Genomic DNA, 13652 nt, shown 5'->3' on the forward strand with positions numbered 1-13652 from the left:
GAGTCCGAAATGATTGAATTCGAGTACGCGCACGAAGGCGCGGTGGCCCTGCTCACGCTTTCGCGGCCACCGGCGAATGCCTTCACGATCGACGGCTTGCGGCAGCTTCAGCAGGTCATCGAGGCGTTCGACCGCGAACCGCAGGTCCGCGCCATCGTCATCACTGGCAGCGGGCCGAAGTTTTTCAGCGCGGGCGCCGACCTCAATGCCTTCGCCAATGGCGATCGCGAGGTCGCGCGCACCGCAGCGAGTGCGTTCGGCGCGGCATTCGAGGCGCTGCAGAAGGCGCGGCCCGTGGTTATCGCGGCGATCAACGGCTATGCAATGGGTGGCGGCCTGGAGTGCGCACTCGCCTGCGATATCCGCATTGCCGAGGAGCATGCGCAACTCGCTCTGCCCGAGCCCGCCGTGGGGCTGCTGCCCTCCGGCTGCGGCACGCAGACCTTGCCCTGGCTCGTGGGCGAAGGCTGGGCCAAACGCATCATCCTTACGGGCGAGCGCGTGAACGCGCAAACGGCGCTGCGCATCGGCCTCGTCGAGGAAGTCGTCGCAACGGGCGGCGCACGCGAGGCCGCGCTCGCCATGGCCGCGCGTGTCGCGGGCTTGAGCCCGCAAGCGGTCACCTTCAGCAAGTCGCTGATCCATCAGGCGCGCAATGGCGTGCCGCGCGACGCGGCGCTCGCTGTGGAGCGCGAGCGCTTCGTCGATCTGTTCGATTCGCCTAACCAGCGTGAAGGCGTCAACGCGTTTCTGGAAAAGCGCAAACCTCACTGGCATATTGAAACGGAGAGCTAAGTAATGAGTGCAACACCCGCTTGCGATCAGGCGGCGACGGCAGCCGAAAAGAATGTGCTGTTTCGCGTGGTCAATCGCGTGGCGATCGTCACGCTCAATCGTCCGTCTGCGCTCAATGCGCTTTCGCACGCCATGGTGCGCGAACTGGCTGTGCTGCTGGAACGCGTGCGCACCGACGAAGGCATCGTCGCGCTCGTGCTCGAAGGCGCGGGCCCGAAAGGTTTTTGCGCGGGCGGCGACGTGCGCGCGATTTACCAGCTGGCGCGCGAGAAAGCGCGTGAGGGCTCGAACGGCTGGCAGCAATTCTTCATTGACGAATATCGCCTCGATTACGCACTGCATACGTTTTCCAAGCCGCTCGTCGCGCTGCTCGACGGCGTGACGATGGGCGGCGGCATGGGTCTTGGCCAGGCGGCGTCGTTGCGCGTGGCGACCTCGCGCACGAAGATCGCCATGCCGGAAACGCGCATCGGCTTGCTGCCCGACGTGGGCGCGACGCACTTCCTCGCGCAGATGCCGGTGGAGATGGCGCTATACGTGGGCTTGACCGGCGCGATGCTTGGCGGCGTAGACGCGGTGCATTGCGGCCTCGCTGATGCCTGCGTGCCGGGCGAATGGCTCGATGGCTACGAGGCGCGTCTTCAGGCCGCGCAATGGTCAGGCGGCGTACACGCTGCGTTGCGCGAAGTGTTCGTCGCGCCGCGTCACGAGGCGAACGAGGGTGCGCTCGCAACGTTCATGTCGCTCGTCGTGCGGCACTTCGACCGTCGCCTGCGTGTCGAGCAGATCGTCGCCTCGCTGCGCGCCGACCTCGAATACGACCACTCGCAAGCGGAACACGCGTGGCTCGAAAGCACGCTAGAAGCGCTCACGCACTATTCGCCGACGATGCTCGAAGTCACGCGCGAAGCGCTGCTGCGCGGCCGCCAGATGACGCTCGCCGAGTGCTTCCGCATGGAGCTTGGCATCGTAGGCCGGGCGATCGAGGAAGGCGACTTCTGCGAAGGCGTGCGCGCGCATCTCGTCGACAAGGACCGCAAGCCGCGCTGGGCGCCGGCCACGCTCGTGGAAGTGCGCGCCGAACGCGTGCAGCATTTCCTGGCGTCGCCGTGGCGCGCCGAAACGCATCCGTTGGCCGACCTCGGCAAATAGCGGGTTAGTCGGAGGACTCGCGCGCCGATGGCTCGCGCAGCGCGGCGAGCCGCAGTTCGCGCTCGGCGCTGGCCGCTGGCGCGCCGTGCGAAGGACGTTGCGCGCGCGCCAGCAGCCGCAGCGTGGCGACGGAACCTGCCACGGCGAGCAGCAGTGGAATCGCCAGATCGTGATTCACGTGCGTGAACTCAAGGATCAGCACGGTCGCGGTAATTGGCATTTGCATCGAGGACGCGAGAAAAGCACCTGCGCCGACAATCGCAAAGGCGCCCGGCGATAGACCGGGCCACACGTGATTCACTAGCCCGGCGATCACGATGGCGAGCAGCGCGCCGTTCGCGAGTCCCGGCGTGAGCAGGCCGCCCTTGGCGCCCGCGCGCAACGTGGTCGTCGTGATGAACACACGCAGCACGAGCAGCGTGGCGGCCAGACCAATGCCGAGGTTGTCGTCGAAGCTGAGGCCTGCCGGGCCCTTGCCGTTGCCGAGCAACTGCGGAAACCAGATGGCCAGCAGGCCGATGCCCGCAAAATTCACCAGCGTGTAGAGCGGCAGCCGCCAGTCCTTCGGCGACGCGTCGCGCGCGCGGTTCGTCACGCGCGAGAAACCGTGCGCGGCTGCCCCGAACAACGGCCCGCAGAGCACCGACCACACTACGAGCTGCGCATTGATGCCGTAGGGAGGCACGTGGTATTGCTGCTCGTCGCCAAGACCGATCCATGCGATCACGGCGGCAATGGAAGAGGTGGTGATGGCCGGCACCACCACCGACCAGCCGAACGTGCCAAGCAGCACTTCGAGCACGAAAATCGCGCCGCCCAGCGGCACGTTGTACACCGCCGCGAGCCCCGCGCCCGCACCGCACGCGATCATCACACGGCGCTCCGCAGCGGTGAGGCCCGTACGTTTCGCGAGCCAGCTTGCGAACGCGGCGCCGATCTCGCGCGGCGCGACTTCGCGCCCGAGCGGCGAACCCATCGCGACGGTCACGATCTGCAGCAGCGCATGCACGGTGGTCGCGAAAATGGGCATGCGCTTGCCGCCCGGCTTGATCGCCGCGCTGATGCTGACGAGCGGACGTGCGTAGCGATAGAGCGCCCACCATCCGCCGCCGCCGATCAACCCACAGGCCACGAGCACTGCCACGCGCCGCCAGGGCGCGGTATCGGTCACGCCCTGCAGAAAGCTCTCCGCTCCGACGATGTGGCCCGCGCCATAACCGTAGGCCACGTGCTGGATCGCGTGCAGCAGCAGCGCGAGCAGCATGCCGCCCAGGCCCGCGCCGATGCCGGTAAGCACGGTCACGATGACAAGCGTGGCAAGCGGGCTGCGCGGCGGCGGACGATCGGCGTTGGCGCGAGGGCGCGGCGAGGGAAGGGGATCGAGGGATGACACGGCGGAAAGGCGAGCGTGAAAGTCGCGGGGCGACGGGCTGGCGCCCATTGTAGCGAGCGGGTAGGGGCGGCGCGTCCAGCACGTTCAGCGCGCCCGGCACGCCGCCAAAAAACGAAAACGCCCGCCGCGAGTCGCGCGGCGGGCGTCGGGTCAGGCGAGGCGCTTACAGGTAGCTGCAAACGTAGTCGAGCGTCTCGATCACGTCGATGTCGAAGCGGCTCTTGCCCGGCACCGAGAACGACTCGCCGGCGCTGTAGGTCTTCCACTCGTCGGTGCCTTCCAGGCGGATGCGGCACTGGCCGGCCTGCACTTCCATCAGTTCGGCGGCGTCGGTGCCGAAGTTCAGCGTGCCCGGCAGGATCACGCCGAGCGTCTTGCGCGAGCCGTCGGCGAACAGCACGGTGTGCGAAACGCACTTGCCGTCGAAGTAGACATTGGCGCGTTTGATTACGGAAACCTGGTCGAATTGTGCTGCTGCCGTCATGGCGGTCTTCCTCTGTCTTCGTGAATGGAACCCGGCGCCGGGACGACGCGTCGTCCGCGGTGAGGCCGCCATCATACCGGCAGTCGGGGGCGGCGGGGGGCTCGCTCCTGCGGCTTGCGTGGACCTGGGCGCTTGCCGCGGCCTACGAATTTCTCATTGAATATTTACAAACATATAACAAGTTATTACAATCGAAATAACGAATGAGAATCATGCGCATTCGTAACAACGACAATTCGCTGACCAACTCGCTCACTCATGTTCGTCCATTTCCCGACGCGGATGCGCGCCATCGCTTCCGTCGCTGCGCTCTATTGCTCCGGTTTCTTCGCATCGCCTCTCGTTCACGCGCAAACCGCGCCTGCCGCCGACGCGGCCGCCGCCGCGAGCGCAGCCGCGGCTACGCCGGCGTCGTCCAGCGCCGCCGCGGAAAGCACGCTGCCCGCCGTGAAGGTCGTTTCGGCGCCTTCCGACATGCAGACCAAGGCGCTCGATTCGTACAAGTTCACGGCGCCGCTCATCGACACGCCGCGCTCAGTCACGGTGATTCCGGAAGAGGTGCTCAAGGAAAAGAACGTCACGACGTTCCAGGACGCGCTGCGCACGGTGCCCGGCATCACCTTCCTCGGCGGCGACGCGGCGGCGAACCCCTCCGCCGATCGTCCTGTGATTCGCGGCTTCGAGTCGCGCAATTCGATCTTCGTGGACGGCATGCGCGACTCGGGCGTGCAGAACCGCGAAACCTTCGATGTGCAGAACATCAGCGTCATCAAGGGCCCGGACTCGGTGTATGCCGGGCGCGGCTCGGTAGGCGGCAGCATCGACATCACGACGAAAACGCCGCAGGCCGACAACTTCATCAACGGCAGCGTGGGCCTCGGCACCGATAGCTACCGCCGCGCCACCATCGACTGGAACCAGACGCTCAACGACACCACCGCGTTCCGCCTGAACGCGATGGGCCACGACGCCGACCAGGCGGGCCGCACCGACGTGTACAGCAAGCGCTGGGGCGTGGCGCCCTCGATCGCGTTCGGCCTGAACTCGCCGACCACGGTCACGGTGAGCTACTACCACCTGAACACCTACGACATGCCCGACTTCAGCGTGCCGTTCCGCTCGACGGGCGGCACGCCGGTGTCGTCCAACCGCGGCCAGTTCTACGGCCTGAACACGCGCGACTACCGTTACGGCCAGACCGACACGGGCGAAGTGAAGGTGGAGCACCGCATCAACGACGCGTGGAAGATCAAGAACACGACGATGTTCGGCCGCTCGACGCTCGACTACGTGGCGACCAATCCGCAGCTGACGAACGCGACCTCGAACATCCTGAGCCTGCAGGCCAAGAGCGGCAAGTACGCGACCAATAGCGTCGCGAACCAGACGGAAGCGACCGGCAAGTTCGACCTCTACGGCATGCGCCACACGTTCACGGCGGGCGTGGAATTCAGCCACGAGCAAGACCTCTACGAGGGCTATCTCGTGACCGACTCGGCGGGCAACAACATCCGCTCGGGCGGTCCGTGCTCGGTTGCGTACAACTGCGCGTCGATCAACAACTGGAATCCGAACAATCCGTGGACGGGCAGCATTGTCCTGAACGGCGACAAGAGCTTCCCGGGACCGGCCACGCATACGCAGACGAATATCGCTTCGGCGTACATGTTCGACAGCGTGCAGCTTTCCGAGCGCTGGATCTTCAACGCGGGCTTGCGCTTCGACCGCTATGACGTGACCGCGCAGCAGGCGGGCGTGGCCGATCTGTCGAATACGTCGAATCTCTTCAGCTACCAGTTCGGCCTCGTGTTCAAGCCGATCCCGACTTTGAGCCTTTACACGTCGTACGGCACTTCGGCAAATCCGCCGGGCTCGAATTCGGGCCTGGGCGGCGGCACGGACCAGATCACGGCGACCAACAAGGACCTCGCGCCCGAGCGCTCGCGCAATATCGAAGTGGGCGCGAAGTGGGACGTGCTCGATCAGCGCCTCTCGCTCACCACGGCGTTGTTCCAGACCGAAAAGACCAACGCGCGCGTGAGCGACGGCCTGGGCGGCACGATCAACGCGGGCTCGCAGCGCGTGCGCGGTTTCGAGTTCGGTTTCGCGGGCAACGTGACGAACAAGTGGTCGGTGTTCGGCGGCTATTCGTACCTCGACGCGATTACGACCGATGCCGGCCCGGCGAGCCCGGCACTCTCTGGCCTGCCGATGGTGATGGTGCCCAAGCACAACTTCACGCTGTGGACGAGCTATGACGTGCTGCCGAAGCTCACGGTGGGTGCGGGCGCAACGGTTTCGAGCCTGACGTATGCATCGGTTTCGGCGACTTCGCGCAAATGGACGCCGGGCTATGCGCGCTTCGATGCTTCGGCTACGTGGCGCGTGTCGAAGAAGATCGATCTGCAGCTCAACGTGAACAACATCTTCGACAAGGAGTACTACCAGAGCGCGTACCCGATTTATGCAACCTGGGCGCCGGGCCGCTCAGCAGTCGTGACCGTGAACTTCTATCAGTGATCGTTCATTGAGCACTAGCGGCAAGGCATGAAAAAAGGGGCGCTCGTAACGGAGCGCCCCTTTTTCGTGGCTTAAGGGAATCAGCGTGGCCTTATTCCGGCTTCACCGCCACCGAAGCCTCGGAAGTCAGCATCAAGAACGTAAAGCTCTCTTGCAGATAAAGCTTCACGCTCTTGTCGTCATGCGACGAATACCCGATCGACACATCCTGCCCGAGGTGGAGCGCGAAATCGCCGCCACGCGTGCTGAGGATCGCGCCGCCTTCGATGGCCGGCGCCCAGATGATCTCGCCGTTCACGAGACGGCGAATGTGCTCGAGAACCGGATAGCCCTGATCGCTCGCTTCGCTCACCGCCGTGTAGGCATCGGAGCCGAGCAGCACGGTGTACGGGCCGTCCACGCCTTGCAGACGCAACTGTTCGAGCGCCTTGGCGATGACCGTGGGGTAGTCGGCGATATCGGCCGGCAACGGCAGGATCGGGTTCGACGAGCCTTCGCGAATGCCCGTGATCTGCGCGGCCGTGTAGCCGTCGAAGATCGCGCGGTCTTCCGCGAACGCGAGGCGCGTGGCCGCTTCCTTGGCCGGTTGCCAGTCGGAGTCTTCGGCGCCGCGCTCCACGTCGTCGATGGCGTCGCGCGAGAGTTCGAACGGCACGCGCAATTCCACGATCGCCTTCACTTCGCGCTGGCGCGCGCGGATGCCTTCCAGTGGCGCTTCAATGCCGTTCTGGTGGCCGGTGCCGATTGCCGCGAGCGCCGGGCCGCCGGGGCCCTCGACGTCCACGACGCGGCGGCCCGCGAGCGAGCGCTTGAAGGTGCGCGCGACTTCTTCTTCGATTTGCGACCACGCGGCCGTGGAAATGGGCGCCAGCTCGCGATGGAGGTTATTCATACCGGGGTGCTCCTTTGAGGGATCCGATGGCGAGCGAGCCGTCCGCGCTCGGCGCGGCGGCAGGCCCGGATTCTGTTTCTGATGACGTGGCGGCGCTCACTTCGATGGTGGGCGCGGCGCCCGGATCGACTTCGGCGAGCGCTTCGAGCAACGGTTGCGAAGGCACGAAGAACAGGCCGCCCGTGACGGCGCGGCTGAAGTCGAGCAGCCGGTCGTAGTTGCCGGGCGGCAAGCCGACGAACATGTTTTCGAGCATCTGTTCGATCGGCTCGGGCGAGCGCGCATAGCCGATGAAGTAGGTGCCGAATTCGGCCGAACCGGGCCGCCCGAACGGCATGTTGTCGCGCAGGATCTTGATCTCGTTGCCCGCGTTGTCTTCGAGCGTGGTGAGCGAACTGTGCGACCAGCTCGGCTTCACGGCTTCGTCCAGTTCGATGTCCTGGAGCTTGGTGCGCCCGATGATGTGCTCCTGGGCCTCCACGGAAAGCGCGTTCCAGCCTTTCATGTCGTGCAGGTACTTCTGCACGAGCACGTAGCTGCCGCCGCAGAATTCGGAGTCGTCGCTTTCGCCGATCACGGTGAAATGGATGGCTTCGTTGCCCGTGGGATTTTCGGTGCCGTCGACGAAGCCGATCATCGCGCGCATGTCGAAGTTGCGAAAGCCGTGCACTTCGTCCACGGTCGTGACCGCGCCTTCCAGGCGCGTCATGAGCTGGGTGGCGAGCTCGAAGCACAGGTCGGTTTCGTCGGCGCGAATATGCAACAGAATGTCACCTGGCGTGGCGATCGCCTTGCGCTCGCCAGTGCCGAATTCGCGGAACGGGTGCAGGTTGGCCGGGCGCGGTTCGCCGAACAGCTTGTCCCATGCGTCGGACGAAAAGCCCACCACGCACGAGAGATTGCCAGCGGGCACGCGTTTGCCCACCGCGCGCACGAGGTTGGCGACGTCGGCGCACCAGGCGCGCACGGTGGCGCGGCTTGCTGCGTCTTCGTTGACGGTGGCCACGATGAAGAAGGCGTTGCGCGTGACGGCGCTGGAGACGGACTGCGGTTCCTGCGTGAGAGAGGCCGGCGTCATGATGTGGGGTATCGCTTGGGAATCGGGTTTGAGTTCTGCTGCGCCCGCATAGTTTAGCCAAACTCGCGGAAAAAGGCCGTTTGCAGGCGAGAGGGGTGCCGTGCGACGATAATTGGCATGTTAGGCATGGGACAGGAGACACACCATGTGGGACCACACCGAGCATGAAGGCTTCGAGATCTGGGTGCTGCCGATTCCGGCGTTCGGGCCGCGCTCGCCCGAGCCGCTGTTCCACTACAGCGGCTACATTTGCCGCCACGGCGCGGACGCTCATGTCGAAGGACGCAGCGTGCGCTTTCACGACATGATGCGCAATTACACCGGGTCCGACGCCGCGCTCGACGCCGCCTACGCCGACGCCCGCAAGCGCATCGACCGCTTCCATGCCACGGGAAGCTGGGGCGAGAGCACCGCCTGAGCTTTCAATTTGCCTTTCAGCGGCCGCCCTGCACGATCAGCTTCACGGGCCGCCCCTCGCAACCCGCTTCGCCCGGCAGCGCGAGCGTGCGCCAGCCGGCCGGCTGGCCGGGGGCGCTGAGGTCCGAGGCGTCGTCGAGGTAGCTCGTGACGACGTTGAACGGCCAGGAACCGCGGCGCAGTCGCTCGTGCACGAGCGAGCCGACCCAGATTGGCGTGAGTTCCCCTGCGTCTGCGTTGCCGTTGCCATTGTTGCTTCCAGCATGCCGCGGCGCGAGCGCGTAGCCCGAAGGCCAGAAGCGCAGCACGTCCCGGTGGCTGCCCGGCGCGAGCTTTTCGTCTCTGGCGTCATTCCCGTCGGTCAGGCGCGCGCGGGCGAACACGAGTGGCGAGGGCAGGCCGTTGTTCAGCTTCGGCAGCAGCGGCAGCGACATCACGTCCACGTTCGGCGCAACGAGCGATAGCACGCTTCGCAACGAGATCTGCGGGCCTTCGGCCCAGCCTGCGTCGCGCAGCGCCGTGCGCAGGTCGTCCGCGCTTGCGGCCCACTGGATCGTCATCGGCTCGCGGCGCGCGCCTTTCATGTCGAAGCGATAGCACGCAAACGTCCTCCACAGCGAGTCGCTCCACTGCAATTGCGTGATGACGACGGGCGCCGCCGCCGTGGCGGTCGTAGGCGGCGCGGGTGGGCGCACTGACGGCACCGTCTGCAGGAGAACGGCGCCGACCAGCACGATGAGCACGATGGGTGGCACATACGGACGTTGCGGTGGCCGCTTGGGGTAGCGCCAAAGCGAGGTGAGCACGACGATCGCCACCCAGATCGCGGCGAAGGCTGCGCCGCCGATGGCGTCCGAGAACAGGAAACGGTCGAAGTAGAGCCCCGCGAACGCCACGGACACGACAATCGCGTTGCCGAGCGCGGCGACGAGCGCGGCCTCCAGCATGCTCGCGCGGCGCACGAGCAGGAACATCACGAAGCCGTAGACGATCACCATCGACGCCACGCGGTCGCTTGGGAATACGTAGGCTTCGATGGCCTGGCCGCCGCCCGTTGCCGTATGGTGGATCACGAAGCGCAGCATGAGGATGAGCAACTGCGAAACGGCCGCCGCAATCATCCAGTAAGCGATGGTGCGCCAGCGCCGCTCCAGCACCATCCACACGGCCATCGTCGCGATGAGCGCCGCCAGCGTCCAGGTGCTGCCGAGTGTTTCGACGCGCGCGAGCGTCGCGTCGGCCCATGTGGTGTGGATCGACTGCAGGAACTGGCGCACGGACTGGTCGAGCTGCACGAGCGGCTCGCCGCGCAGCACGTTGCCGAGCACATAGGAAAACACGGCCGCGCAAACCGGCACGAGGCCCGTGATCACGATCACGGGGCCGAGCGCGGGCTGCGCCGGATCGAGCAGGCGGGCGAGACGCTTCGAGGCGCGCCCGGGATGCTGCGCCGCCCACTGCGCCGCGCTGCGCCGCGACGCGCCGGCCCAGTTGTCGATGTGCAGGAGCAGCATGCGCACGAAGCGCCAGATGAGCCAGATCGCGAGCGCAACGATGCCGATCACGACCACGAGCCGGAACGACACCGCGCCCGCGAGCTGGAGCGAGGCGCCGAACACCACGCCCGGCACGATATGCGCGGGCGCCCAGATGAGCGCAGAGATCACGTTCATCATGAAGAAGCGCATGGGCTTCATACCGGCCATGCCCGCGACGATCGGCACCACGGCGCGCAGCGGTGCGATGAAGCGCGCGAGGATCACGCTGCGTGTGCCGTGGCTCACGAAGTAGGCCTGCGCGCGTTCGAGAATGCCGGGGTGGCGGCTGAACGGCCACATCTGGCCAAGCGAGCCGCGGTAGCGGTGGCCGATCCAGAAGCTCACGCCGTCGCCGGCCACGGCGCCCACTATGGCGCAAACGAAGAGCCAGCCGAGGTTGATCGTGCCCGTAGCTGCAAACGCGCCTGCAATGAACATCGCCGTGCTGCCGGGAACGAACGTGCCGATGAACGCGAGCGATTCGAGGAAAGCGGCGACCACGACAAAGGCAAGCGTCCACGTAGCGTGCGCGGCGAGCAGGTGCAGCAGATGATCGTAGGCGTGCTCCATCGGCGGGACGGCTGGGTACGGGCGTGGCGGCGGTTGATCGGGCGGCGCGCGGTGCGCCCGGTTGCGCGCCGCGTCCCATGCGCACTATAACCGGCGCCGCAATTGCGCGTGCGCCGTGGTGTTGGCGCGCCGCGCACGCCGCTATGAAGGCCAAAAAAAAGCGCCCCGCAGCGTGCGTGATGCATACGCTGCGGGGCGCGGGACTCGCGCATCACGTTGCCCGTTTCGTTGCGCGATCAGGCGATTTAGCGCCTCAGTGCCTCAGTGCTTCACGGCTTCCATCGGCAGGAGTCCGGTCTGACCGTAGAATTCCTGCGCGGCGAACGCCTCGCGTTCCTTGCGGGCGCGCGCAGCGGCGTCGAGGCGCGAGACTGCCCAGATACCGAAGAACGCGAGCGGCACAGAAACGATCGCGGGATTGTCGAGGAACACGGGTGCGTGGGCGTGATGGAGCACGTCGACCCACACCGACTTCGAGAAGACCGTGAGCAGTACCGACGAGACAAGCCCGAGCGCACCGCCTGCAACCGCGCCGCGCGTGGTCATGCCGCTCCAGAAGATCGACATGACGAGCATCGGGAAGTTGGCGCTGGCCGCCACGGCCGCGACGAGACCCACGAGGAATGCCACGTTCGCGTGCTCGAAGAGGATGCCGAGGCCGATTGCAATTGCACTGAGTACGAGTGTCGCGACGCGCGAGATGCGCATCTCGCGATGCTCGTTCTTGCGTCCGCGCGCGAGCCAGCTTGCGTAGAGATCGTGCGAGACCGTGGTTGCGCCCGAGAGCGTGAGGCCTGCCACCACGGCGAGGATCGTCGCGAACGTGACCGCCGCGATGAAGCCGTAGAACAGGTTGCCGCCCACCGCCTGGGCGAGCTTCACGGCCACCATGTTCGAACCGCCGAGCAGGTCGGTCGTGAGATTGAAGTGGCCCGCCGCGTCGACGCGGAAGAACTCGGGATGCTGGGCGAGCAGCGCGATCGCCGAGAAGCCGATCACGAACGTGAGCAGGTAGAAGTAGCCGATGAAGCCCGTGGCATAGAACACCGACTTGCGCGCCTCTTTCGCGTTGGGCACCGTGAAAAAGCGCATCAGGATATGCGGAAAGCCTGCCGTGCCGAACATCAGCGCGATACCGAGCGAGAGCGCGTTCAGCGGATCGCGAATCAGCTTGCCCGGTGCCATGATGCTCAGGGCGCCCGGGTGCACGTTGACGGCCTGGCGGAACATCTCGTTCGCGCTGAAGCCGAAGTGCGCAAGCGCGAGCACCGCCATGAACGTCGCGCCGCACAGCAGCAGCGCCGCCTTGATCAGCTGCACCCACGTCGTGGCTTTCATGCCGCCGAAGAACACGTAGATCACCATCAGCACGCCCACGACGATTTCGGCGATCCAGTAGTCGAGCCCAAACAGCAGTTCGATGAGCTTGCCCGCGCCCACCATCTGCACGACCAGATAGAAGATCACGACCATCAACGAATTGGCCGAGGTGATCAGGCGGATCGGGCCTTGCTCGAAGCGATAGGCGACCACATCGGCGAACGTGAACTTGCCGAGATTGCGCAGCGGCTCGGCGATCAGAAACATCACGAACGGCCAGCCGACGAGAAAGCCGATCGAATAGATGAGTCCGTCGAATCCGAAGATGAACACCATGCCCGAGAGGCCGAGGAACGAAGCCGCGGACATGTAGTCGCCCGCAATCGCCAGGCCGTTCTGCAAGCCGCTGATGCCGCCGCCGCCCGTGTAGAAGTCGTGCGCGGTGCGCGTGCGGCGCGCGGCCCACTGCGTGATGCCGAGCGTCACGAGAACGAAAAGCACAAACATGCCGATGGCTACCGGGTTGTGCTGGGGCGCGGGCATGGGCGCTGCCGCGGCAGTCGGCACGTTTGCGCGGGCGAAGCTGCTGGCGGCCGCGAGTGCGAGTGCGGGGAGAAGGCGGGCTAGCTTCATGCAGGCACCTCGTCATGAAGCTTCGCGATGAGCGCGCGCATGGCCGGATCGAAGCGGCGGTTGGCGCGCAGCACGTAGAAACCGGTGAGCGCGACGGCGCACAGGATGATGCTCACGCCGACGGCAATACCGACGCTGGTGGTGGCGCTTGCATAGAGCGGATGCGCGAGCTGATGCGGCGCGAGCGCGACGACCAGGATGAAGCCGTAGTAGATGGCGATCATGAGCGCGGTCAGCGTGAAGCTGAAGCGCCGGCGCACGGCAATCAGCCGCCGGTATTCGGGATGCGCCTTGATCGTTTCGATCGAGGGTGTAGTCATGGTGTCTCCGGTTCCACGTCATGCAACCAGTGCCGTCTCGTTGCGGCAAGCGCGCATGCCCCGTGCTGCCTTCGGCGGGTGCATGACGCCGTTTGCGGCGGGTCTGGTTGTCGTTTCTATCGAATGACCACGGCGCTTGTGGGCGCCGCGGCGGGTGCGCGTTTGGCGGCTTGTCGTTGCCGCTTCTTGCGGTAGCTGCGTCGTCAGGCGAGCGTGCTCGCCAACTCCGGCACGACCGTGAACAGGTCGCCCACGAGGCCGTAGTCGGCCACGCTGAAGATCGGCGCTTCTTCGTCCTTGTTGATCGCGACGATGACCTTCGAGTCCTTCATGCCGGCCAGATGCTGGATCGCGCCCGAGATGCCGACTGCCACGTACAGTTGCGGTGCGACGATCTTGCCCGTCTGACCGACCTGGTAGTCGTTCGGCACATAGCCAGCGTCAACTGCAGCACGCGAGGCGCCGAGCGCTGCGTTGAGCTTGTCGGCGAGCGGCTCCAGCACCTTCGTGTAGTTCTCGCCGCTGCCGAGACCCCGGCCG

Annotated in this window: 12 protein-coding genes; 4 read left to right on the top strand and 8 right to left on the bottom strand. The window is 65.8% G+C overall.

What is annotated here, in order from left to right:
* Nucleotides 1-9 precede the first annotated feature (9 nt).
* Both U5A58_RS14625 and U5A58_RS14630 read left to right on the top strand, forming a co-directional pair.
* Nucleotides 10-795, top strand: coding sequence for an enoyl-CoA hydratase (locus U5A58_RS14625; protein ID WP_321961927.1), 786 nt, complete (start codon nt 10-12; stop codon nt 793-795).
* A 3-nt stretch (nt 796-798) separates the two neighbouring features.
* On the top strand, nt 799-1947 hold the full coding sequence (locus tag U5A58_RS14630) for an enoyl-CoA hydratase/isomerase family protein (RefSeq protein WP_321961928.1): 1149 nt from the start codon (nt 799-801) through the stop codon (nt 1945-1947).
* 4 nt (nt 1948-1951) lie between these two features.
* On the opposite strand, the gene U5A58_RS14635 is transcribed toward U5A58_RS14630, so the two are convergent.
* Nucleotides 1952-3340 (bottom strand): chloride channel protein, encoded by a 1389-nt coding sequence (locus U5A58_RS14635; protein WP_415774226.1) that lies wholly within the window; start codon nt 3338-3340, stop codon nt 1952-1954.
* 163 nt (nt 3341-3503) lie between these two features.
* On the bottom strand, nt 3504-3824 hold the full coding sequence (locus U5A58_RS14640; protein WP_254337311.1) for a pyrimidine/purine nucleoside phosphorylase: 321 nt from the start codon (nt 3822-3824) through the stop codon (nt 3504-3506).
* A gap of 258 nt (nt 3825-4082) precedes the next feature.
* Here U5A58_RS14640 and U5A58_RS14645 point away from each other — a divergent pair, with 258 nt between their 5' ends.
* On the top strand, nt 4083-6344 hold the full coding sequence (locus U5A58_RS14645; protein ID WP_321961929.1) for a TonB-dependent siderophore receptor: 2262 nt from the start codon (nt 4083-4085) through the stop codon (nt 6342-6344).
* 91 nt (nt 6345-6435) lie between these two features.
* Here U5A58_RS14645 and U5A58_RS14650 read toward each other — a convergent pair whose 3' ends face one another.
* Nucleotides 6436-7236: a family 1 encapsulin nanocompartment shell protein gene (locus tag U5A58_RS14650; protein ID WP_158759270.1), complete on the bottom strand. Its 801-nt coding sequence runs from the start codon at nt 7234-7236 to the stop codon at nt 6436-6438.
* Nucleotides 7229-8314, bottom strand: coding sequence for a Dyp-type peroxidase (locus U5A58_RS14655; protein WP_321961930.1), 1086 nt, complete (start codon nt 8312-8314; stop codon nt 7229-7231). The genes U5A58_RS14650 and U5A58_RS14655 overlap by 8 nt, the downstream gene beginning before the upstream one ends.
* 145 nt (nt 8315-8459) lie before the next feature.
* On the opposite strand from U5A58_RS14655, the gene U5A58_RS14660 reads away from it, so the two are divergent.
* Complete coding sequence (locus U5A58_RS14660) at nt 8460-8732, top strand: hypothetical protein (RefSeq protein WP_321911344.1); 273 nt, start codon at nt 8460-8462, stop codon at nt 8730-8732.
* 16 nt (nt 8733-8748) lie between these two features.
* Here U5A58_RS14660 and U5A58_RS14665 read toward each other — a convergent pair whose 3' ends face one another.
* The 4 genes from U5A58_RS14665 to U5A58_RS14680 all read right to left on the bottom strand — a co-directional run.
* On the bottom strand, nt 8749-10839 hold the full coding sequence (locus U5A58_RS14665) for a VTT domain-containing protein (protein WP_321961931.1): 2091 nt from the start codon (nt 10837-10839) through the stop codon (nt 8749-8751).
* A gap of 261 nt (nt 10840-11100) precedes the next feature.
* Entirely contained in the window at nt 11101-12792 is a 1692-nt protein-coding gene (locus tag U5A58_RS14670; RefSeq protein ID WP_321961932.1) for a cation acetate symporter, read from the bottom strand.
* On the bottom strand, nt 12789-13112 hold the full coding sequence (locus U5A58_RS14675) for a DUF485 domain-containing protein (RefSeq protein WP_321961933.1): 324 nt from the start codon (nt 13110-13112) through the stop codon (nt 12789-12791). Before U5A58_RS14675 ends, U5A58_RS14670 begins: the two co-directional genes overlap by 4 nt.
* A 203-nt stretch (nt 13113-13315) precedes the next feature.
* Nucleotides 13316-13652: electron transfer flavoprotein subunit alpha/FixB family protein (locus U5A58_RS14680; RefSeq protein WP_321961934.1), on the bottom strand; the 337-nt coding region annotated here is incomplete at its 5' end.

This window comes from Paraburkholderia sp. J7, assembly GCF_905220155.1.
Lineage (GTDB): Bacteria > Pseudomonadota > Gammaproteobacteria > Burkholderiales > Burkholderiaceae > Paraburkholderia.